Genomic DNA, 20670 nt, shown 5'->3' with positions numbered 1-20670 from the left:
GTCATGTCCGACACCTCCGAGAAGGACAGGTCAGGACTTGACCTGCAGGTCCGCGCGCACCAGGCGGTGGTCCGAGGTGGGGAACGGGGTCTCACCGGTCAGCTCGCTGCCCGGGGCGCCTCGCTTCGGCCAGTACACGGCGGACGAGGCGACCTGGAGGGACGTGTCGGGCAGCACGTAGTCCACGCGCAGGTTCCCGGGGCCGTCGTCGGCGAAGTCCGCGGTGTCGTAGCGGGCCTCCCCGGTGTGCTCGGCGTTCGCCCCGCCCTGCAGCTCGGCGGCCTCCACGGCGCCCGCGCTGCGGGGCTTGGTGTCGCGGATCCGGGGGTGGTTCAGCAGCTGGTCGATCGCGCCGGGCCAGGAGTCCCCGTCGTGGGGATCGGAGTTGTAGTCACCCAGGATCACGAAGGGTTCGCTGGGGGCGAGTCCGCCCCGGGTGCCGGCGTCGTCGACGATCCATTGCGAGCGCTGTCCGGGGCTGAGGTAATCGGCCCACAGGCGGATCTCGTCGCTGTTGCGGCGCTGATTGCGCTTCTCCGGCCCGTCGAAGCTGGGCGGCGTGGGGTGGGCGGCGAGCACGTGCAGGGTGGAGCTGCCGATCTGCACCGGGACGTCCCAGTGCGACTTCGAGCTCAGGCGCAGCACGGAGGCGGCCTCGGCGCTGTAGAACTCGGTGGGCAGCAGATTGCTGGGCATGTCCGCCCAGCGCAGCTTCTGGAAGGTGCGCACCTGCTCGGTGAGGATCGGGTGGCGGGAGAGGACGACCATGCCGTACTGCCCGGGGAACTCGCCGAAGCCCCAGGCATCGCCCGGACCGCCGACCGTGCCGTCCCCGTCGAGGTCGAGCTCGCTGGGCACTCCGGTGTTGACAGGAGCGCTGAAGGCATACGGGTAGTAGACGGGGGTGCGCCTGTTCTGGCCGACCTCGAGGTAGTTGCGGCGCAACAGGTCGATCCCGGCGCCGTCCTCGTCGTGATCGACCTCGTTGAGCAGGATGATGTCCGGATTGTTGATCTGGATGACCTCGGCGACCGCGCGGATCTGCTCGTCCTCGCCGGATTCGAGGTCACGCAGCAGCTCGCCCTCCTCGGGGCGGTTCAGCGAGACGTTGAACGTGGCCACGCGCAGGTTCTCGAACGGTCCGCCGCGGTAGGCCGGACCCGGCTCGGCGTGGGCGGCGGCTGCGGGCAGGCCGAGGCCTGCAGCCGCGGCGACGGTGAGCGCGCGGCGGCGACTGATGTGCGAGGGCATGGCTGCCATTGTGCAGGATTCATCGACCGCGGGACAAGCGGGGCACGGGGTCGCGTGAACGTTCCCTGATGTGATACCCGCGAGGCGGAGATGCGAGACTCGGGCCATGAGAATCGCGTTCCTGGGCACCGGCCGCATGGGCACCGAACTGGCCCTCCACCTGATCCCCGACCACCAGCTCACCGTCTGGAACCGCACGAGCGAGCGCACCGCGCGCCTCGCCGACGCGGGCGCCCAGGTCGCCGCCACGCCGGCGCGGGCCGTGGACGGGGCCGAACTGATCATCACCTCCCTGTTCGGGCCCGACGCCGTGCGCGAGACCGTGATCGCACCCGACCTGGTCCCGAGCGGCGTGCCCTGGGTCGACACCACCACCGTCTCCCCCGCCGACGCCGACGAGTTCGCCGCCGCGGTCCCCACCTATGTGGGCGTGCCGGTGGTCGGCTCGCTGGGTCCGGCCCGCGCCGGCTCGCTCGGCGTGTACGTCGGCGCCCCCGACGGGACACGACGCAGCCTGGTGCTGGATGTGGTGGCGCCGTGGGCCGACCCGGAGCGTCTGCACGGCGTGGATTCCGGGCGCAAGGCCGCCACCGGCAAGCTGCTGGCGAACCTGGCCCTCGCGGTCAGTGCGCAAGGGCTGCGCGAGGCGCTCGCGCTCGGCGAATCCGCCGGAGCCTCGGCCGAGGAGACCCTCGAGATGCTCGACGGCACCGGACTCGCCGTCATCGCCGGGATGAAGGGGCCCTTCGTGCGCGGCGAACGCAGCACCGACGGCGGCGACTTCACGGCCGATGCGATCGCCAAGGACGCCTCCCTGATGATCGACACGATCGACGCGGCCGCCGACGACGCCGGTCCCCGGCCCGGGGCGGATCTGCCGGCGCTGCGCGCGGCCCTGGCCTCGCTGGACGCGGAGATCGCGGCCGGGCGCGGGGACGACGACTTCTCCACGATCCTGCTGGAGGAGGCCGAGCGCACCGGGGAGTAACGTGACGCAGGACCCGTGGGCGCCCGCCCGGACCCTCGGGCGCCTGCCCGAACGAAGGAGTTCCCATGAGCAGTCCCGTCACCCGCCGCACCCTCTTCGCCGCCGGCACCGCGACCACCGCCGCCATCGGCCTCGCCCCGTCCGCTCTGGCCGCGCCGCCGGGCGAGCGCTCGGCGACCTTCACGCTCGACGCCGAGGTCCTGGACGGCGGGGAGCAAGTGGTCTCGGTGACGCTCGACGCCTCTCGGCGGGGCGGGCTGCCGACCGGCGATCTGCCCGTCTCCGCCTTCACTGTGCATGCGCGCGGCACCAATCCGCTGACCGGCGCCGTCGCCTTCGACCTCGACCGCCTCGTGACCGCGGCGCATGCGGACCACCGGGGCCGTATCACCCTCGCCCTCGAGCACGGCGACGGCGTCGAGGGCGCGACCACCCTCGACTGGATGGACGACGCCTCGCGCAACGTGCAGCTCGACCTCGAGTACACGATCACCCAGAACGCGCCCCTGCCCACCCGCAGCAGCGCGCACGAGTGGATCGCCTCGTTCCGGCAGGGCGATCTCGTCTCCCCCGAGGTCGACGCGTTCACCTCCCATCTCTCGGCCTCCGGCACCAACTACCGTGTGTTCAGCCCGCCCCGCCGCGGACGATCTGCCGAGCTCCCTCTCGTGGTGTGGCTGCACGGCGGCGGAGAGGGCGGCTTCACGGCGGACAGCACGACGTATTACGACAACGAGACCCAGCTGCGGGCGAACCGGGGCGCGCTCGGCGTCACGACCGACGCCGCCCAGGATCTCTTCGGCGGTGCCTACGTGGTCGCTCCGCAGTGCCCGTCGGCCTGGATGCTCGACGGCCCCGCCTTCGAGCCCTTGATCGACGAGATCATCGAGGAGGTCGCCGCAGCCCATCCGATCGACCGCGACCGGATCCATGTCACCGGTTGCAGCAACGGCGGATACATGACGTTGAAAATGGTGGTGGAGAACCCTGGTGTCTACGCCTCTGCGGTCCCGATCTGCGGGGTGGTCGAGGAGTACGGCGACTCCCCCGGGCCGCTGATCTCTGATGCGGAGCTGCGGGAGATCGCCGCGCCGACCTGGCTGATCGCCTCGGCCGACGACGGCACCGTCGATCCGCAGGCGAACACGGTCCACGCCCATGAGCTGATCGACGGCTCGATCATGTCGCTGTACGACACCGTGATCTGGGACGGCGTGCAGTACCCCGGGCATTTCTCGTGGATCTACGCGGCCCGCGACGATCCGGCCCATGAGGGCCGGAGCCTGTGGGAGTGGATGAGCGCGCAGGAGCTCTGAGAGGAGCACGGTCCAGGGACCGGGAGCAGGGGCAGGCGCTCAGATCCCGACGGCGTCGAGCACCGCGCGCGCCGTGGCGCGGGGATCCTCCCGGATCGCGACCCCGACGTCCTCCACCCCGGCGTCATCGAGGACGGCGGTGAGCTCGTCGTAGCGCTCGAGATGCCAGACGAGGCCGCCGGGGTCGAGGTCGTGGCGGCGGTGGAGGCGCTCGCGCACCAGGTCGCGCGGGGCGGTCAGGCGCACCACGGTCAGCGGGCAGCCGCATGCCACCTCGTAGGCGGGGCGGTCCTCGCGCGCCTCCAGGACTCCGGCCGCCACCAGCACCAGCGCTCCGGCGGCGCGGTACGTCCCGGCGACGAGCCGGAGGTTCTCGAGCTCGAGTCGGCTCTGGAAGGGGTCGTCGTCCGGGGCGGGCCAGCTGCGGCGCAACCAGTCCAGGTCGATCGCCGCGCCGGCGACGCCCTGCGCGGCGAGCTCCTCCCCGACCGCGTCGGTCACCGTGGTCTTGCCGACGCCGACCGCACCGGTGATCAGCAGGGCGCGAGGGCCGGTGGTCATCTCACTCCGCCGAGATGCGACGGACCCGCTGGAGGTGATCGGTCGAGTTCTCGCCGGCCATGGTGCGGGACTTCTGGCGGTTGTTGGTCCCGACCTTGCGGTCCCCGGTGCGGAGGTTGCCCACGGCGACGTCGGTCTCGCGCTCGAAATGGTGGCGCTTGTCGGTGTTGCGGTAGTACCGGTAGATGCCGCCGTAGACGGCCGCGAACACCGCCGGTCCGGCGATGAAGGGGAAGGCGATGCCGATGGCCCCGTCGCCGGACTCGGCCAGCAGCATCGGGGTGGCCGGGTCAGCGACCAGCTCAGCCAGCAGGGGAAACATCGTCCACGCTCCGTTCGTCGTCTCGCCCGATCGTCACCGTCGGCCTCCTCATCATCCCGCCAGGAACCAGCCGAAGCCGACCACGGCGCCGATCACGGCGGCCACCGAGCCGGCCGCGCAGGCCGCTGCGAAGATCTTGGGGTGGGAGACGGGCACCGAGCCCATGGTGTTGCCGTTGCGGGCGTTGACCGCGATGTAGTGGACCAGCGAGCCCTCGCCCTGGGCGGAGTCGGCGTAGCTGTACAGCCACACGGGCACGTACACGGCGACCCAGCGGGTGCCGTGCACGGTCACGCCCTCCTCCGTCCAGCGCACGCCGCGGTCGTACCGGCTGATCGTCGGCAGCGCCTTGGCCCGGGCGATCGCCAGGAACTTGTCCTCCACCACGTCGTCGACGTCGCGGATGTTGAGATCGCGGCGCTCGGAGGTGAAGTTCTTGAGGTAGTTCGAGTTGTAGGCGACCGCGTTCTCGACGTCGTAGGGCCGCACGGCCCCGAGGATGTTGTTGGTCGCCTGCGAGCTGTCGTGGATGTCGAAGCGCTGCGCGGACTCGACCGTGAGGTCGTCGACCAGCAGGTCGAAGGCCCGTTGGACGGAGAAGACGTCCGCGTCGTAGAACGTCTCGGACCGGGCGTTGTCCCCGCTGCCGGTGCGCACCGTGTACTGCCGGGTGGTGATCTCGCCGCGGCCGCCGAGGACGGCGTGCATGTTGCCGTCGACCACCAGGTACGGGATGTACACGCCCATCACGTTGTCGGGGACGAACTCCTGCTTGAAGCGTCCCTGCGCGAAGGCCTTGCGCTGACCGGCGAAGGCGTCGATCCGCGCGACGGCCTCCTCGCGGGTGAGCTGGAAGGGCAGCACCGCATCCGGCACCGCACCGTTGGGGATCTGGGAGTTCACCGACAAGGTCTGACGGCACCAGTGGCAGCGGGCCTGCAGCTCCTGCTCCACGTTGATCACGATCTCCGCACCGCAGCCCTGGCACTTCAGGGTCATCACCGTGACGTCCTCACGGACGTCGGCCGTGCCGGAGGCCATGGTGGCGCCGCGCAGGTCCGCGATGGAGGAATCGAGTCCGAAGGCCTCCTCCGCATTCTCCTCGTTCCACGCGTGGCGGCAGTAGGCGCAGACCAGGGCCTTCTGGGTGAGCGAGTACTGGATGTCCGTGCTGCCGCACCGCGGGCACTTGCTCAGCCCGTCGGCCTTCCCCGAGCTGGTGTCGATGATGCGTTCGCTGGAATGCTTCTGCGCGGCCTGCGTCGCGCCGCCGACGGAGTCGTCGCCGAGCATCTGCGGCGGCCGGCCCGAGGTCTGCTGCGGGGATCGGGCCTGCCCGGACCCGCCCTGGCCGCCCGGCCACTCGGGCAGCGAACCGGGGGCGGCGCTCCCGCCGTCGGGCGCGGCGAAGCGCCCGTCGTCAGAAGCGGCCGACGGGCCGGACTGCGCCGACTGGTCGTCCTGCGGCTCGCGGGCGGGGTCGGGCGGCCGCGCCCACGGCGCGTCCTGGGGGGGGGGGGACATGTCGGATCAGAGGCCGAGGGCGGCCTTCTTCGCCGCCTCGTAGTCCTCGTCGGTGATCAGGCCCTTCTCCAGCATCTCCTTGTACTGGGCGAGCTTGGCGACCGGATCGTCCTGGGCGGGGGCCGCCTGCTGCTGCGGAGCGGCCTGCTGCGAGGGCTGGCCCTGCTGCTGCGGGGCCGCCTGCTGCTGCGGCTGGCCCTGCTGACCGGGAGGCGACCACGGCTGCGCCGGTCCCACCATGCCGCCGGCGGCCCCCATGCCCGCCCCGAACATGGCCAGGCCCGCACCGCCGCCGGTCTCCCCGGCGGACTCCACACCGCGGGCGGCGGCCTGGTTCATGAAGGACTGCGAGCGGGCGCCGGAGAGCGCGTCGGCCTTCTGCACGTCGGCCAGCAGCTCGCGGGTGCGCTGGTCGTACTCGATGGAGACGATGGCGGTCTTCACGATCGCGAGGCCGCGGTCGCTGGACCAGCGGTAGCCCTCCTCGACGGCGGCCGAGAGGGACTGCGCGAAGCCCACCGAGTCGCCCTGGATGCGGGAGATGCGGTTGCCCTTGTCGGGATCGTTCGTGTAGCGCGAGAAGGCCGCCGCGAGCGAGCCGACGACCTCGCGGAACAGCTGGGACCCGGCGGCGTTGTCGACGTCGGAGAAGTCGAAGACGGGGGCGTTCGCGGAGATGAAGGAGGCCGGCACGAAGTTGTGCACGAACAGCAGCGGGTCGATGATCCGCAGGGTGTACGAGCCGCGGCACACCGCGCCCACCTGCGCGTTGAGGTACGCGTCGTCCCAGTAGATCTCCGACTGGGTGCCGAACTTGTTGCCCGGGATCTCCTTGAGGCTCACGTAGAAGGCGAGCTGCTGCGAGGAGGGGCGGCCGCCGAACTTGAAGCGCTCCCACGAGGTCCCGACGGTCGAGGCCAGCATCTCGTCCCCGGCAAAGACGGAGCGCGCATCGGGCGAGGTGTCGTTGAACTCGTAGCCGCCGGCCTCGGTGATCAGGCCCGTCGCCCGGCCGTCGACCACGGTGATCAGCCCGTACCCCTGGGGCACCAGGATCTTCGAGCCGTTGGAGATGATGTTCTCGGAGCCGCGCGTGTTGGAGCCCCGCCCGGCGTTCGTGCCCTTCGGGACCGCCGGGAACAGCGCCGCCGTCTGCGGCAGTCCGTTGGGGACGGTCAGGAAGTCCTTCCACTGATCGGCGAGCATCCCGCCGACGGCGCCCTTGAATGCCTGGATGAATCCCATGTGATCTCCTTCGTCTCCCCCGAAGCGTGTGGTCCCGGCCATGGTATCCCGTGCGCCCCGAACATCCCCTGGGTCCGCGCAGTACGGTGCCCGATATGGCGTGGCGACGGTTCCGGGACGTGCTCGAGGAGCACCAGGTGCCGATCTATCTGCTCGCGATCGGGGCCGGGCTCGCGCTCGGGGCGCTGCTGCCAGGATCCGCCGTGACGCTGGAGATCGCCGTGGAGCCCGCGATCGCGGCCCTGCTGCTGGTCACCTTCTGCGGGGTGCCGCTGCGTGGTCTGGGCGGTGCCGTGCAGGACCGACGCTTCCTGCTCTCCCTGCTGGCGGTGAACTTCGTGGCGGTGCCGCTGCTGGTCCTGGTGATCACGCGCCCGCTGGCGGGCGCACCCGAGCTGCTGGTGCCCGCGCTCCTCGTGCTGCTCGCCCCCTGCGTGGACTACGTCATCGTGTTCACCGCCCTCGCGGGTGGGGCGAAGGGGCAGCTGCTGGCGGCGACCCCGCTGCTGATGCTCGTCCAGATGCTCGCGCTGCCGGTGCTGGTGCCGCTGCTCGCCGGCGGCGGGGTGAGCGGGCTGTTCTCCCCCGTCCCCTTCCTGCGGGCCCTGGTGCTGCTCATCCTGCTGCCGCTGCTGGCCGCGGCCCTCATCCAGCACCTCGCTCCGCACTGGGACCTCTCGGCGGCGATGGTCCCCCTGATGGCGGCGACGCTGGTCACGGTCGTCGGCTCCCAGACGCCGCGCGTGCTGGCGACGGGGACGTCCCTGCTGGTGCTGGTGCCCGTCTACGTCGCGTTCCTGGTGCTCGCCACGGCCGCCGGGATCCTGGTCAGCCGTCACGCAGGTCTGGACGTGCCGTCCGCGCGGGCGCTGACCTTCTCCGGCGCGACCCGCAACTCCCTGGTGGTCCTGCCGCTGGCCCTCGCCCTGCCCCTGCCGCTGGCCCCCGCCGCCGTGGTCACCCAGACCCTCGTCGAGCTGCTCGGGATGGTGCTGCTGGTGCGGATCCTGCCGCGTCTGATCAGGGACGGGCGGCGACCACCAGCACGGCGGTGATCGGGACGGCGAGCAGCCCGTCGGCCGTGGCGTGATCGCTCCAGAGCGCGCGCACCCGGGTCTCGATGTCGGCGCGCACGGCGTCCGTCTGCGCCCGATGGATGCTGCCGGCGCCTCCGACCCCGCCCGCGATCCCGGCCATGAGGTCATCAGCCGGGATCCGCCAGGTCCAGGAGATCTCCTCGGCCCGCCGGACCCGCAGGTCGGTCTCCTCCGCCAGGGATGCCAGGCCCTCGACGGAACGGGCGACGTCGAGGTGCTCGGGCAGGCGCGTGCTCGGCACCGCGACGGCACCCGCCTCCCGCGCGGCCTCTCCATAAGCAGCCAGGTGAGGACCGGGGGTGGCGGGCCAGATCGTCATCGCGATCGGGGCCGACGGCGCGGCGACCCGCGCGAGGTCCCGCACCGTCGCGCGCGGATCGGGCACGTGATTGACCACGAAATTCGCGGTGACGGCCGCGGCGGAGGCGTCGGCGAGCGGGAGGGACGGCGCACCGGCCTCGCGGACCTCGACGGCGTCGGCGACATCGGCCGATGCCGCGGCCTTGCCACTCAGGGCCACCATGTCCGGATCCGGGTCCACGGCGAGGACCCGTCGACCCTCCCGCGCGGCGGCGAGCGCGAGATCGCCGGTGCCGCAGCCGACGTCGAGCAGGACATCGGCGGATGCCGTGGACTCCAGCAGCGCCGGGATCGCCCCGGCGCAGAGTGTCGCGAAGGAGCGGCGGTACGCGGCGGCGACGCCGTGGAAACTGCTCATGGCCCCATTGTGCGCGCGGTGCTCGGCGGTGGCGTCAGCCCGTGATGTCGTACCGGGCCAGGCGACGGGTGTCGCCGGAGCTCTGCAGTGCGAGCAGCTGAGCGTAGATGCCGCCGCTGTCGGCGAGCTCGGCGGGGCTGCCGATCTCGTCGATGTTCCCGTCGCTCAGCGTGATGATGCGGTCCACCTCGGCGATCGTGGAGAGGCGGTGGGCGATGATCAGCGAGGTGCGCCCGGTCATCAGCTGGTCGAGCCCCTTCTGCACCTGGATCTCCGCCTTGGTGTCCAGCGCCGACGTGGCCTCGTCGAGCACCAGCACCGGGGCGTCCTTGAGGATCGCGCGGGCCACCGCGATGCGCTGGCGCTGCCCGCCCGAGAGCTTCAGGCCGCGTTCGCCGATGACCTGCTCGTAGCCGTCCGGGAAGCGGAGGACGAAGGCCTCGGCATTGGCTCGGCGCGCCGCGAGGGCCACGTCCTCGTCGCTCGCCTCCGGGCGGCCGTAGGCGATGTTCTCCCGGATCGTGCCGGAGAACAGAGAGGCGTCCTGGAAGACGACGCCGATCCGCGAACGCAGCTGGTCCAGGGGCAGGTCCGCGCTGGGGCGCCCCGCCACCTCGATGCTCCCCCGACGCGGTTCGTACAGGCCCAGCAGCAGGTTCACGATGGTGGACTTCCCGCCGCCGGACTCGCCGACCAGGGCGACCTTCTCGCCGCGGTCGACGTGGAAGTCGATCCCGTGCAGCACGTCCTCGTCGTCCTCATAGGCGAAGTCGACCTCGTGGAACGAGATCACGGGAGCGCCGGGCACCGGCTGGACCGCGGCACCGGCCGGCTCCCCGTCGGCCTGCTCCCCGTCGGCCGGCTCCCCGTCGGCCGGCTCCCCGTCGCCTGGACGGGCCGCCATCAGGGCGGCGGTGCGCGGATCCACCTCCGTCTCCATCACCCGGAAGTAGTCGCGCGAGCCGGCCAGCGCCCGCTGGGCGGAGTCGATCACGAAGCTCATCGACTCCACCGGAGCCTTGGCCATGCTCATCAGCTGGACCAGCAGCACCATCTCGCCGAGGGAGAACTGCCCCTGGACGGTGCGCACGAAGATGATCACGTAGATGCCGAAGAAGACGACGTTCAAGAACGCTCGGCGGATCACGTCCATGCGGTGCCAGTGCGCGGACTGCTCGCGGGTGATGTCATCGGTGGAACCGAACCGGCGCGAGAAGTCCGCGAGCTCGCCGCGCTCGCGCACGAAGGACTTCACCACCCGGATCTGCCCGACGACCTCGGCGAACCGCCCCGAGGCGATGTCGACCTGCTCGTTCTTCTCCGCCTCGAGCCGCTGCCACTTCACCGACGTCAGGGAGGTCAGCCACACGTAGACGGGGAAGACGATCAGCAGCAGCAGGGTGAGCGGCCAGGCGTACCAGGCGCTGATCACCAGCACCGCGAACGTGGTGATGAGCATCGAGGCGAAGGAGTTCGACATCATCTTCACGAAGTTCGTGACCTCGGTGATCGACCGGTTCAACCGGGCGACGATGGTGCCGGTGATCTCGCCGTCGAACCAGCGCTGCGGCAGGTGGAGCAGCTTGTCGTAGTAGCGCACCGAGAGGATCGTGCGCATCCGGTTGCTCATGACGTCGCCGAACCAGCCGCCGACGTTGGAGACCACCGTGGTGATCAGCTCGGCGAGCAGCACCGCCGCGGCGATCAGCACGACGGAGCGCACGGCGGTGGCGACCTCGGTCTCCCCGCTGACGGCGCCCGTGACCGTGTCGGTCGCATGACCGATCAGGAAGGGGACGGCCAGGCCCGCTGCCGCGGTGAGCACCGAGCAGACGATGACGGCGGTGTACAGAGGGGCCAGGGACCGGGTGAAGTGGACGATGCGCAGCAGGGACGACACGTTTCACGACCCTAAGCGGTGCAGGCGACGCCGACCAGAGGGCGAGAGCGCGCGCGGTGACGCCCACAGCGAAAGGCGGCGGGGACGGGAGCCGCCCTCCGGCGGCTGCGCACGAGCAGGCGGTCCGACACGTCGGAATCGCCCTGCCTCTTCGACACGTCAGACCGCCTGCCGATGAGCAACCGGGAGGTTCGGGGTCAGGCGGTCAGGCGGTTGGAGCAGTCGGATCAGTCGGACTTCGGCCCCACCACACCCAGCAGCACACCGAGGGTGGCGCGCTCCCCCTGCCTGCGGCGGCGGATCACCCCGGCGGCCAGGGCATAGGGCACGAGCATCACGAAGCCGACGGCGCTCAGCAGCAGGATGGCCACCACGATGGAGCCGTCCCCGGCGCCGGTGCGCGCGACGAGCAGGGCGGCGGCGATGTTGCGCTGGCTGGTGAGGATCGCGGGCCCGTCGTCGACGGTGAGGGTGTCCCCGGCGAGGTCCCCGGAGATGCGCCCTGCGACGAAGGCGATCGCCACCAGGCCGACGGCGACCAGCATCGCCGGGGAGAGCACGAGGCTCAGCACGAGGCCGGTGTTGGAGCCGAAACCGGAGAGGAACATGAGCACCGCGGAGACCGCGGCGACGCTGCCGGCGACGCGCGCGAACTGGTCCGACCGCTTCGGCCACACGGCCGCGATGACGATGCCGGCGATCATCGGCGAGAGCATGGTGCCCAGCAGGAGCCGGGCCACCGCCCAGCCGTCGACCTCCACGTCCTGGAGCACGAAGGGCACCACCAGCGGCATGAACACGATCGAGCCCAGCAGCAGCACCGCCATCGGGCCGGCGGTCTCCCCGTAGGGGATGCGGGCCATCGCCCCCAGTTGCAGGACGAACGGGGCGCCGGCCGCGCACAGCGCGATGATGAAACCCTCCCCGGTCTGGTACGGCAGCAGGCCGTTGAGGATCCAGACGAGCAGGGTGCCGACCGCCGGCACCACCACGAAGTTGGCTCCGAGCACGGAGAACACGGTGCGGCGGTCGCGCAGCTGGTTGCGGAAGGCCCGCAGCGGGGTGCGCAGGCCCATGGAGAGCATCGACGCGATCGCGAAGACCGGGACGCTGATCTGGATCAGCAGGCCCAGCAGGGATTCGATCGTATGCACCCCGGCAGGTTACGCGGCCGCTCTGGGAACGTGCACGTCCATTCGCCCCCGGCCGTTCCAGCCGGCCAGATCCAGCCGGTCAGATCCAGCCGTTGTCCGAGGCGGTCCTCACCGCCTCGGCGCGGTTGCTCACGCCCAGCTTCCCGATCGCGGCGGAGACGTGGTTGCGCACGGTGCCCTCGCTGAGGAACAGCGACGTGGCGATCTGCGCGGTGGTGATGCCGGAGGCGGCGCTCTGCAGCACCGCGGTCTCCTTCGCGGTCAGCGGGCTGGGGCCGACGGCGAGGGACTGGGCGGCGAGCTCGGGATCCACGACGCGCAGGCCCTGGTGGACGCGGCGGATCGCATCGACCAGACGCTCGACGGGGGTGTCCTTGACCATGAACCCCTGGGCACCGGCCTCCATGGTGCGGCGCAGGTACCCGGCCCGGCCGAAGGTGGTCAGCACGATGATGCGGGGACCGTCAGCGTCCACCTCCTGCAGGGCCTGGGCGACGGCGATGCCGTCCTCCGGTCCGGCGCTGCCATCGGCGGCGTTGCCGGCAGGCATCTGCACGTCCAGCAGGAGGACGTCGGGGCGGTGCTCGGCCACGGCGGCGAGCGTGCTCGCCCCGTCGGCCGCCTCTGCGACCACCTCGAGATCGGATTCGAGGCGCAGCAGCGCCACCAGCCCCGAGCGCAGGATGGACTGGTCGTCGGCGACCACGAGGCGGATCATGTGTTCTCCCCTCTCGGCGCTCGCATCGGCTCTCCCATCGTCGCGCGCAGCGTGGTCCCCCGCTCGTCCGAGGTGATCTCGAGGCCGCCGCCGGCGACGGCGAGGCGGGCCTCGAGGCCCCGCAGGCCGGAACGGACGGCGGAATCCGCGATGCCGACGCCGTCGTCGGCGACGGTCACGGAATCCTCCTCGACGGTGATCGTGGCGCGGGTGGCGCGGGAGTGGCGGACCATGTTGGTGACGCCCTCGCGGATCACGAACCCGAACAGCTCGGCGAGCTCGTCGGACAGCGGCGGCAGCGCGGTGGGCACCTCGGCCTGAATGCCGACGGTCGCCAGCACGGTGCGGGCCGAGGCGATCTCCGTCGCGGCACGCACGTGCTGCATGCCGCTGGCGGTCGAGCGCACGTCCGAGAGCGCCTGACGGACCGTCACCTCGATGTGCTCGAGCTGCTCGCGGGCGGCGTCGGGATCGGATTCCACCAGACGCCGGGCGAGCTGCGCGGAGATGGTCAGCGAGGTCAGGGAGTGGCCGACGAGATCATGGAGGTCGCGGCCGATGCGCTCGCGCTCGGCGACGACGGCGAGCACGGCGTTGCGGGACTGGGCGGCCTCCAGCTCCTCCTGCAGGACCTGCTGGCGGATGCCGTAGCCGATGCCCCAGCTCATCAGCATGCCCATCCCGGCCAGCCCCGCCGCGACGTAGATCCCCAGCACGAGCGCGATGACGAACACCGTCAGGCTCATGGCGATCATCGTCGGGAGTGCCCATCTCCAGGGCAGCAGCAGCACGTGCGTCATGGCCTGGAACATCACCATGTACAGCACGTTCTCGCCGAGGATCGGGATCAGCGCCAGCAGCAGCGCGGTGCACGCCGTGAACCACGCCAGGCGCACGGGCTGCGGATAGAGGCCGATGCCGGTGCAGTAGACGAACAGCAGCCCGTAGACCAGCATCGCGACGGTCACGAGTGCGGCCCAGGGGCCGGGGGCGCTGGCCCAGGCGAAGGCGATCGGGATCGCCACGAAGACGACCGGGGGGGGGGCGAAGGCCAGCCCTCCGGACTCGACGGCGGCGCGGTGGATCGCGAGGGGGGTGAGGCGCCGAGCCGCGGCGGTCCCCTCGCCGCCGCGCGCCCGGGTCCCCCAGGCCGGTTCGTCGCCGGTGATCATGAGCGACATTGTGTCAGCGTCGCCTCAGCGCCGGGTCAGGCCCACGGCACGGGACATGCTCACCGAGCAGATCAGGACCAGGACCAGGGTCCAGGCGCCGATCACCAGCACTCCGGTCACCGGCGGCTGGCCGCCGTACAGGGCCCATCCGCCCAGGGACGAGATCCAGGAGGTCGGGATCGCGTGGCCGACGGTCTGCATCCAGCCGGGGAACATCTCCAGCGGCATCCACAGCCCGCCGAAGATGGCCATCACCATCATCGTGACCACGCCGGCGGCCATCGCGGCGCCGCCCTTGAGGACCATGCCGAGCACGATGCCCACCAGGATCGTGGGCAGCAGTCCGAGCCACAGCACGGCGAGCGTGGCCAGGAACGGGCCGGGGCCCACCTCGACCCCGGTGGCCAGTCCCACCAGGCCCACGGCGAGCAGGGCCGGGATGATCACCGCGCTGGCGGCCATCACGGACCCGGTGAGGAAGGAGCGCGGGGACAGCCCCGCGACGATCAGCTGACGCAGGAAGCCGTTGCGCTGATCCTCCTGGATCTGGGTACCGGCCGTGACCGCGGCGCCGAGACCGCCGTAGGCGGCCATGTTGACCATGATCATGCCGCGCACCTGCCCGCCGGACTGGTCGCCGAACATCATCGAGAACAGCAGGTACATACCCACGGGCATGATGATGGTGAACACCATGAACATGACGTTGGTGGCCGTCATGCGGGTGGTGTGCAGCGCGTACCGCACGATCCGCGTGGTCTCCGACGGGGCTGCTGACGTGCGGGCGACGGGGGCGGAGGCGGAACTGAGGACGGCGGACTCTGCGGGGGCGGACATGGGATCGCTCCTCCTGGACGTGGTGCTCGGGGCGGTGGTCGTGGCGGTGGCGGGGACCGTGGTGCGGCTCATCGATCGGCTCCTTCCGAGGCCTCGTCCGCGGTGTGGTCGGTGATGCGCAGGAAGGCCTCCTCGAGTCCCGGCGCGGAGACCAGGACGTCGTGGACGGCGGAGGCCAGGTCCGTGGAGAACAGGGCGGCCAGCGCGGCATCCGAATCGGTGCAGACGGCGCGGACCCGCTCGGGGTCCGCCTCGTCGGGCCCGGCGCTCTCGATCCCCGGCAGCCGCGCGATCCGGGCGGCGTCGACACCGCGCACGGTGATCACGCGCCCGGCGACCACCGCGGCGATCTCGGGGCCGGTGCCGTCGGCGACCACGCGGCCGCGGTCCAGGACGACCACACGAGCGGCCTCGCGCTCCGCCTCGTCGAGGTGGTGGGTGGCGAAGACGATGGTGCGGCCGGTGGCGGCGACGGAGCGCATCTGGTCCCAGAAGGCGCGACGCGCTGCGATGTCCATGCCGACGGTCGGTTCATCCAACAGCAGCACCTGCGGGTCGCCGAGCAGGGCGATCGCGAAGCGGACGCGCTGGGCCTCACCTCCGGAGAGGGCGCCGATCTTGCGGGACAGGAGCTCGGTGATGTCCGCCTGCTCCGCCGCCTCGGCCAGCGGCATCGGATGGGCCTGCAGCGCGTGGAGCATCCGCAGCATGGAGCGCACCGTCTGGTCGGGCAGCATCGCCCCTCCCTGGAGCATGGTGCCGATCAGCCCGGTGCGGGTGGCTGTGACCGGATCGGTGCCGAGGATCGCCACCTCGCCGGCGTCCGGCCGGGCGAGCCCGACCATCATCTCCATGGCGGTGGACTTGCCGGCGCCGTTGGGCCCCAGCAGCGCGACGATCTCGCCGGGGCCGATCTCGACGTCGAGACCGTCGAGGGCTCGGATCTTCCCGTAGCTCCTGGTGACGGTGTCCAGTCGGATCGCGGGAGCGGGCGGGGCCTCGTCGGTGCCGGGGGCGGGGGCGGGGACGGTCGTCGTGTTCATGGTCCCGAGCCTCCCGCGCGGGGCCGGGCGGACCCAGGGCCGGCGATCATCTCGCACCCATGACAGTCGTCATGATGTCGCCTCGTCCGACTAGTCTGGATCGGTGCTGATAAGACAGGTGCGGCCCCTCGATGCCGCCGCTGGCGGGGCTCCGCAGCGTCTCGTGGACCTGCGGCTCCGCGACGGGGCGATCGTCGAGATCGCCCCGGGCCTGGCCCGGGCCGACGGTGAGGAGGTCCTCGACGGCGGCGGGGCGCTCGCGCTGCCGGGGCTGTGGGACCAGCACGTCCACACCGGTCAGCTCGCCCAGGCTCACGCGCGGCTGGACACCGGCGGAGCCGACAGCGTCGGCGTGATCCTGGAGCTGGTGCGCGGGGAGCTCGGCGCACGCCGGGACGCGCGCACCGACCCGCGGCAGGCGCTGATCGGGTTCGGCCACCGCCTGGTGGACTTCGCGGTGCCGCCGACGGTCCCGGCGCTCGACGAGGCCACCGGATGCGTCCCCACGGTGCTCATCGGGGGCGACGCCCACCACGCCTGGCTGAACACCGCCGCGCTGGAGCAGCTGGGACTGCCGCCGCGCGACGGGATCGTCGCCGAGGACGAATGGTTCGACCTCGCCCCGCGGCTGACCGAGCTGCCCGGGGTGGCCGATGCCGTCGCGACCGGGGCGGCGATGATGCAGCGCCAGGCGCTCGATCGCGGGGTGGTCGGCCTCGTGGACATGGAGTGGGGCCGGCCCTGGGAGGTCTGGCGCTCGCGCGGGGCGCGGATGCGGATCCGCACCGCGGTCTATCCCGCCGAGCTCGCGCACGCCCCGGGGCCGACGGGCACCGTCCTGGACGAGACCGGCCTGGTGACCATGGGGCCGCTGAAGGTGATCGTCGACGGGGCGCTCGGCTCCCACTCGGCCTACACCCGCGAGGCGTACACCGACGGTCACGGCTACGCCGGCCGGGGCGTGCTGAGCTACGGCGCGGACGAGCTCGGCGCCGCGCTGGGGCGGGCTCAGGACCAGGGGCTCACCGCGGCCGTCCACGCGATCGGCGATGCCGCCGCGCAGCTCGCCCTCACCGCGATCGGTCAGGTCGGCATCGCGGCGCGGATCGAGCACGCCCAGATGCTCACCGACGACGACGTGGCCCACATGGCCCGCCTCGGCGTGACCGCCTCGGTCCAGCCCGCACATCTGCTCGATGACCGCGACGTGACCGAGAGCGTCTGGCCGGGCCGCGGAGCCCGGGCCTTCCGGCTGCGGGACCTGCTCGCCGCCGGCGTGCCGCTGGCGATGGGGTCCGACGCCCCCGTCGCCCCCATGGATCCGTGGTTGGCGATGGCCGCCGCGGTGCACCGCAGCGGGGACGAGCGTCCCGGCTGGCACCGCGAGCAGCAGCTGCAGCCGCGCGAGGCCCTCGCCGCCTCGACCGACGGCATCACGTCCCTGGAGGTCGGCGGGCGCGGCGACGTGGTGCTGCTCGAGGAGGACCCTTTCGCCGAGTTGCCGCTCGGGGCCGACGGGTCGATGGTCGAGGCCGCCGCCCGGGAGGCCGCGGAGCGGCTGCGGGAGACGGCGGTGCTGGCGACGGTGGTCGCGGGGCGATCGACCTGACTCCTGGGTCGGACGTCGGCGCTCGACGTTCCTGCTGCTGATCGCCGGCGTGTTCGGCCCGGTCTGCACCGCCTGGTGCTGTCCGGGGTGTTCCTGCCGTGGCGGGCGAGCACCACCGCTGCGTCCTCCGGCCTCAGCCCTTCATCCCGGAATGCGCCAATCCCTCGACGACCCGACGCTGCAGCACGATGAACAGGATCATCAGGGGAAGCATGGCCATGAAGCTCGCGGCCATCATCACCGGGTAGTCCGTGGTGAACTGTCCCTGCATCGTCGACAGTCCCACCGCGAGGGTGGTGCGGTCGTCATAGGTCGCCACGATCAGCGGCCACATCAGGTCGTTCCACGAGGCCAGCGCGGTGAGGATGGCGACGGCGCTCAGCGACGGCCCGCTCAGCGGGAACATGATCCGCCAGAAGGTCTGCCATGGGTTCGCACCGTCCAGGCGCGCAGCCTCCTCGAGCGAACGGGGCAGGCCCAGGAAGTGCTGACGCATGAGGAAGGTGCCGAAGGCGCTGAAGATGCCGGGAGCGGCGATGCCCGCCACCGTGTTCAGCCACCCCAGCTCCTGGATGATCTCGTACTGCGGGATGAGGTAGATCTGGTAGGGCACCATCAGGATCGACAGCACCAGACCGAACAGGACGGTCTTGCCGCGGAACTCCATCCGGGCGAAGGCGTACCCGGCCATCGCGCACAGCAGCAGCTGGCCGACGACGCGGGCGAGGGTGACCGCCGCCGTGGTGACGAACTGGCTGAAGAACGGGATCTGCTCGAACACCGCCGGATAATTCTGCCACTGCAGCTTCTCCGGGACCCACGTGGGCGGCACCGAGGTGACCTCGGCGTGTGTGGACAGCGACATGACCAGCTGCCACGCGAAGGGGAAGACCATCACCGCTCCACCGATCAGCAGCGCCGCGTGGGTCGCGTAGCGGGGACGAGTCCTGCGCGTCTCAGTCATAGTGGACCCACCTCTTCTGCACCCGGAACTGCACCAGCGTGAACGCCCCGATGATCGCCAGGATCAGCAGAGCGATGACCGAGGCGTACCCCTGGTCGTGCTGTCGGAACGCCTCCGAATAGAACAGGTAGACCAGCGACTGGGTGTCGGCCATCGCCGGATTGGCCTGGCCCATCATCGCGAACAGCAGATCGAACAGCTGGAAGCCGTTGATCGCGGTGATGACCATCAGGAAGAAGATGCTGGGGGTCAGCAGGGGAACCGTCACCGCGAGGAACCGTCGCAGCGATCCGGCTCCGTCGAGCTGGGCGGCCTCGTACAGCTCACCGGGGATCCCCTGCAGCCCGGCCGACAGGATGATCACGGCCAGCGGCAGGCTCGACCAGAGGCCGACGACGGACACGGCCAGCAGCGCCCACCACGGAGCCGTGGTCCAGTACGGGCCCTCGATGCCGATCACGGACAGTGCCCAGTTGATGACGCCGAACTCCTGGTTGAAGATCATCCGCCACACCAGGGCGACGGCCACGGGCATCGAGACCGCCGGCAGGAAGAACAGCACCTGGTAGAAGCGGGAGAATCGCAGTCCCTTCTGGGTCAGCAAGGACGCGATCCCCACGGCGATCGGGATGCCGAGCAGCACGATCGCGGTGTAGACAGCGGTGTTGAGGACCGCTCGGGGGATGAAGGAATCGCTCAGCAGCGTCCTGTAGTTCTCCAGGCCGGCGAACGTGCGGCCGCCGAACGGGTCGAAGCTCGCGAAGGAGTTCAGCGCCGTCGCCAGGATCGGCCAGAAATAGAAGGCCACCACGCCGATCATGAGCGGGGCGAGGAAGACCAGTGGCCAGTAGCCGTCTCGCCCGCGCCGTCGGCGCCTCCTCGGTGGGGCGGCGTCATGACTCATCGGCGAGCACTCCGTTCATCCTCTCGGCGAGATCCTGTGCGTGCTTCTCGAGCTCCCCGTCCCCGCTCAGGATCTTCGGGAACAGCAGCTCCTCCAGCTGCAACCACGCAGAGGTGTTCTGCGAGGCCGGGTACTGCCTCGCGGTCTCCGCCGCATCGACGAAGACGTCGAGGGAGAACTCCGGCAGCGCCTCGATGTAGGTGTCGTTGGTGCCGAGGAAGGCAGGGTTGGCGGCGCCGGCCGCACCCTGGATGCGGTTCGCCTCCTCGGAGCCGAGGAAGGAGAGGAACGCCGAGGCGGCCGGTTTGTTGTGGCTGCGGGCGGACATCGCGTACCCGATGCCGTGGATGACATTGGCGTCATGGGCGCCGTGGATCAGCGGCGCGACTCCGAGATGCTCCCGCACCGGTGAGTCCTTCAAGAGCGCTGCCTCCCAGTTCCCGGACTGGTACAGGGCGGCGCGACCGCTGTTGAAGAGGTCCTTCGGCGAGTTCTCCGCCGTGTAGCGAACGCCCGGAGCGATGCCGTCCTGGATCATGCCGTCGAGGAAGGAGAACGCCTCGATCGCTTCCGGGCTGTCGTATCCGGAGAGGGTCTTGTCCTCATCGACGATGAACCCTCCGGCCTGCATGATCAGCGGGTAGATGTAGGCCTGGTTCGCGACGCCGCCCGGGTTGCCCCAGACCTGCTCGGCACCGAGCGCTCGCGTCACCGCCTCGGAGGCGTCGCGGTATTCCTGCCAGCTCCAGCTGTCGGTGGGCTCGTCGACTCCGGCGCGGTGCAGCAGATCGCGGTTGTACCACAGGGCGATCGTGTCGAAGTCCTTCGGGATCGCGTACGGCGCTCCCTGATACGTGTAGAGCTCGGTGAGGTTGGGCGGGTAGTTCGCCGGGTCGAAGCCCTCGAGGTCGCTGAGGTCCTGGAGCATCCCGTACGAGGCGTACAGCTCGAAGTTCGGCCCGTTGATCCAGAACACATCAGGGAGGTCGTCGCCGGTCGCTTGGATCCGCAGCCGCTCGAAGTAGCTCGCGAAGGCTGCGGAGCTCATGGTGACCGAGATGTTCGGGTGATGCTCGTGGAAGGCGTCGATGATCTGCTGCATCGCAGGCTCCTGGGCCTTGTCCCAGATCTGGAACGTGATCGCGCCGGAGTCGCCGGGACCTGCCGGCGGGCCGAGCGCGCGATCGACCTCGGGGTCGCCGGCGCAGCCGCTGGCGAGAGCGGTCCCCGCCAGCCCGGCGGCGCCGAGCACGGTACGTCTGGTGATCACTGGTGCTCCTTCGGACCGGACGGACGATCGCCCACCGTAGAGCATGTAGAAGCTTTCACCAACGCGGTGTCCGCGAC

19 protein-coding genes are annotated in these 20670 nt (G+C 71.0%); 4 read left to right on the top strand and 15 right to left on the bottom strand.

Annotation, left to right across the window (positions count from 1 at the left end; translation table 11 throughout):
• Positions 1–30 precede the first annotated feature (30 nt).
• Entirely contained in the window at positions 31–1251 is a 1221-nt protein-coding gene (locus tag BH708_RS17280) for an endonuclease/exonuclease/phosphatase family protein (protein WP_076810225.1), read from the bottom strand.
• A gap of 106 nt (positions 1252–1357) precedes the next feature.
• On the opposite strand from BH708_RS17280, the gene BH708_RS17275 reads away from it, so the two are divergent.
• A complete protein-coding gene (locus BH708_RS17275; RefSeq protein ID WP_076810224.1) occupies positions 1358–2239 on the top strand; it encodes an NAD(P)-dependent oxidoreductase in 882 nt (293 codons plus the stop codon).
• A gap of 65 nt (positions 2240–2304) precedes the next feature.
• Positions 2305–3555, top strand: a complete 1251-nt coding sequence (locus tag BH708_RS17270) for a prolyl oligopeptidase family serine peptidase (RefSeq protein ID WP_076810223.1) — start codon at positions 2305–2307, stop codon at positions 3553–3555.
• A 39-nt stretch (positions 3556–3594) separates the two neighbouring features.
• On the opposite strand, the gene BH708_RS17265 is transcribed toward BH708_RS17270, so the two are convergent.
• The 4 genes from BH708_RS17265 to BH708_RS17250 are packed head-to-tail and all read right to left on the bottom strand — an operon-like array spanning position 3595 to position 7207.
• Complete coding sequence (locus BH708_RS17265; RefSeq protein ID WP_076810222.1) at positions 3595–4116, bottom strand: AAA family ATPase; 522 nt, start codon at positions 4114–4116, stop codon at positions 3595–3597.
• Position 4117: 1 nt separating this feature from the next.
• Positions 4118–4438, bottom strand: coding sequence for a hypothetical protein (locus tag BH708_RS17260; RefSeq protein ID WP_083713758.1), 321 nt, complete (start codon positions 4436–4438; stop codon positions 4118–4120).
• Between the two features lie 51 nt (positions 4439–4489).
• Positions 4490–5962 carry a proline-rich domain-containing protein gene (locus BH708_RS17255; protein ID WP_253705382.1) on the bottom strand — a complete coding sequence of 491 codons (1473 nt, stop codon included), beginning with the start codon at positions 5960–5962 and terminating at the stop codon, positions 4490–4492.
• A gap of 6 nt (positions 5963–5968) precedes the next feature.
• Positions 5969–7207, bottom strand: a complete 1239-nt coding sequence (locus BH708_RS17250; RefSeq protein WP_076810221.1) for an SPFH domain-containing protein — start codon at positions 7205–7207, stop codon at positions 5969–5971.
• A gap of 95 nt (positions 7208–7302) precedes the next feature.
• Here BH708_RS17250 and BH708_RS17245 point away from each other — a divergent pair, with 95 nt between their 5' ends.
• Positions 7303–8262: an arsenic resistance protein gene (locus BH708_RS17245; protein WP_076810220.1), complete on the top strand. Its 960-nt coding sequence runs from the start codon at positions 7303–7305 to the stop codon at positions 8260–8262.
• On the opposite strand, the gene BH708_RS17240 is transcribed toward BH708_RS17245, so the two are convergent.
• The 7 genes from BH708_RS17240 to BH708_RS17210 all read right to left on the bottom strand — a co-directional run bounded on the left by BH708_RS17240 (position 8228) and on the right by BH708_RS17210 (position 15846).
• Positions 8228–9022, bottom strand: coding sequence for a class I SAM-dependent methyltransferase (locus BH708_RS17240; RefSeq protein WP_076810219.1), 795 nt, complete (start codon positions 9020–9022; stop codon positions 8228–8230). The two genes, BH708_RS17245 and BH708_RS17240, sit on opposite strands and share 35 nt — an antisense overlap.
• A gap of 34 nt (positions 9023–9056) precedes the next feature.
• Positions 9057–10922, bottom strand: a complete 1866-nt coding sequence (locus BH708_RS17235) for an ABC transporter ATP-binding protein (protein WP_076810218.1) — start codon at positions 10920–10922, stop codon at positions 9057–9059.
• A 227-nt stretch (positions 10923–11149) separates the two neighbouring features.
• Entirely contained in the window at positions 11150–12076 is a 927-nt protein-coding gene (locus tag BH708_RS17230) for a bile acid:sodium symporter family protein (protein ID WP_076810217.1), read from the bottom strand.
• A 79-nt stretch (positions 12077–12155) separates the two neighbouring features.
• On the bottom strand, positions 12156–12794 hold the full coding sequence (locus BH708_RS17225) for a response regulator transcription factor (protein WP_076810216.1): 639 nt from the start codon (positions 12792–12794) through the stop codon (positions 12156–12158).
• On the bottom strand, positions 12791–13966 hold the full coding sequence (locus tag BH708_RS17220; protein WP_253705381.1) for a sensor histidine kinase: 1176 nt from the start codon (positions 13964–13966) through the stop codon (positions 12791–12793). The genes BH708_RS17225 and BH708_RS17220 overlap by 4 nt, the downstream gene beginning before the upstream one ends.
• A gap of 24 nt (positions 13967–13990) precedes the next feature.
• On the bottom strand, positions 13991–14875 hold the full coding sequence (locus tag BH708_RS17215; protein ID WP_305764390.1) for an ABC transporter permease: 885 nt from the start codon (positions 14873–14875) through the stop codon (positions 13991–13993).
• Positions 14872–15846 carry an ABC transporter ATP-binding protein gene (locus tag BH708_RS17210; protein ID WP_076810214.1) on the bottom strand — a complete coding sequence of 325 codons (975 nt, stop codon included), beginning with the start codon at positions 15844–15846 and terminating at the stop codon, positions 14872–14874. Before BH708_RS17210 ends, BH708_RS17215 begins: the two co-directional genes overlap by 4 nt.
• Before the next feature lie 103 nt (positions 15847–15949).
• Here BH708_RS17210 and BH708_RS17205 point away from each other — a divergent pair, with 103 nt between their 5' ends.
• The gene (locus tag BH708_RS17205; RefSeq protein ID WP_076810213.1) at positions 15950–17455 is read left to right on the top strand and encodes an amidohydrolase; all 1506 of its coding nucleotides are present in this window, start codon (positions 15950–15952) and stop codon (positions 17453–17455) included.
• A 133-nt stretch (positions 17456–17588) separates the two neighbouring features.
• On the opposite strand, the gene BH708_RS17200 is transcribed toward BH708_RS17205, so the two are convergent.
• From BH708_RS17200 to BH708_RS17190, 3 genes are read right to left on the bottom strand one after another with little or no spacing between them, the layout of a single operon-like run.
• Entirely contained in the window at positions 17589–18419 is an 831-nt protein-coding gene (locus BH708_RS17200) for a carbohydrate ABC transporter permease (RefSeq protein WP_076810212.1), read from the bottom strand.
• Positions 18412–19323 (bottom strand): carbohydrate ABC transporter permease, encoded by a 912-nt coding sequence (locus BH708_RS17195; RefSeq protein ID WP_076810211.1) that lies wholly within the window; start codon positions 19321–19323, stop codon positions 18412–18414. Before BH708_RS17195 ends, BH708_RS17200 begins: the two co-directional genes overlap by 8 nt.
• Positions 19313–20593 (bottom strand): sugar ABC transporter substrate-binding protein, encoded by a 1281-nt coding sequence (locus tag BH708_RS17190; protein ID WP_076810210.1) that lies wholly within the window; start codon positions 20591–20593, stop codon positions 19313–19315. The genes BH708_RS17195 and BH708_RS17190 overlap by 11 nt, the downstream gene beginning before the upstream one ends.
• Between the last annotated feature and the right edge of the window lie 77 nt (positions 20594–20670).

Source organism: Brachybacterium sp. P6-10-X1, from assembly GCF_001969445.1.
Taxonomy (GTDB): domain Bacteria; phylum Actinomycetota; class Actinomycetes; order Actinomycetales; family Dermabacteraceae; genus Brachybacterium.
The sequence above is the reverse complement of the archived record's forward strand: the minus strand, read 5'-3'. Positions and strand labels throughout refer to the sequence as shown.

Coding starts and splice junctions, on each gene's coding strand:
- BH708_RS17250 (WP_076810221.1), bottom strand. CDS start 7,207: ATGGGATTCATCCAGGCATTCAAGGGCGCCGTCGGCGGGATGCTCGCC.
- BH708_RS17215 (WP_305764390.1), bottom strand. CDS start 14,875: ATGAGCCGCACCACGGTCCCCGCCACCGCCACGACCACCGCCCCGAGC.
- BH708_RS17245 (WP_076810220.1), top strand. CDS start 7,303: ATGGCGTGGCGACGGTTCCGGGACGTGCTCGAGGAGCACCAGGTGCCG.
- BH708_RS17210 (WP_076810214.1), bottom strand. CDS start 15,846: ATGAACACGACGACCGTCCCCGCCCCCGCCCCCGGCACCGACGAGGCC.
- BH708_RS17195 (WP_076810211.1), bottom strand. CDS start 19,323: ATGAGTCATGACGCCGCCCCACCGAGGAGGCGCCGACGGCGCGGGCGA.
- BH708_RS17240 (WP_076810219.1), bottom strand. CDS start 9,022: ATGAGCAGTTTCCACGGCGTCGCCGCCGCGTACCGCCGCTCCTTCGCG.
- BH708_RS17280 (WP_076810225.1), bottom strand. CDS start 1,251: ATGCCCTCGCACATCAGTCGCCGCCGCGCGCTCACCGTCGCCGCGGCT.
- BH708_RS17260 (WP_083713758.1), bottom strand. CDS start 4,438: ATGTTTCCCCTGCTGGCTGAGCTGGTCGCTGACCCGGCCACCCCGATG.
- BH708_RS17265 (WP_076810222.1), bottom strand. CDS start 4,116: ATGACCACCGGCCCTCGCGCCCTGCTGATCACCGGTGCGGTCGGCGTC.
- BH708_RS17200 (WP_076810212.1), bottom strand. CDS start 18,419: ATGACTGAGACGCGCAGGACTCGTCCCCGCTACGCGACCCACGCGGCG.
- BH708_RS17220 (WP_253705381.1), bottom strand. CDS start 13,966: ATGATCACCGGCGACGAACCGGCCTGGGGGACCCGGGCGCGCGGCGGC.
- BH708_RS17255 (WP_253705382.1), bottom strand. CDS start 5,962: ATGTCCCCCCCCCCCCAGGACGCGCCGTGGGCGCGGCCGCCCGACCCC.
- BH708_RS17275 (WP_076810224.1), top strand. CDS start 1,358: ATGAGAATCGCGTTCCTGGGCACCGGCCGCATGGGCACCGAACTGGCC.
- BH708_RS17270 (WP_076810223.1), top strand. CDS start 2,305: ATGAGCAGTCCCGTCACCCGCCGCACCCTCTTCGCCGCCGGCACCGCG.
- BH708_RS17225 (WP_076810216.1), bottom strand. CDS start 12,794: ATGATCCGCCTCGTGGTCGCCGACGACCAGTCCATCCTGCGCTCGGGG.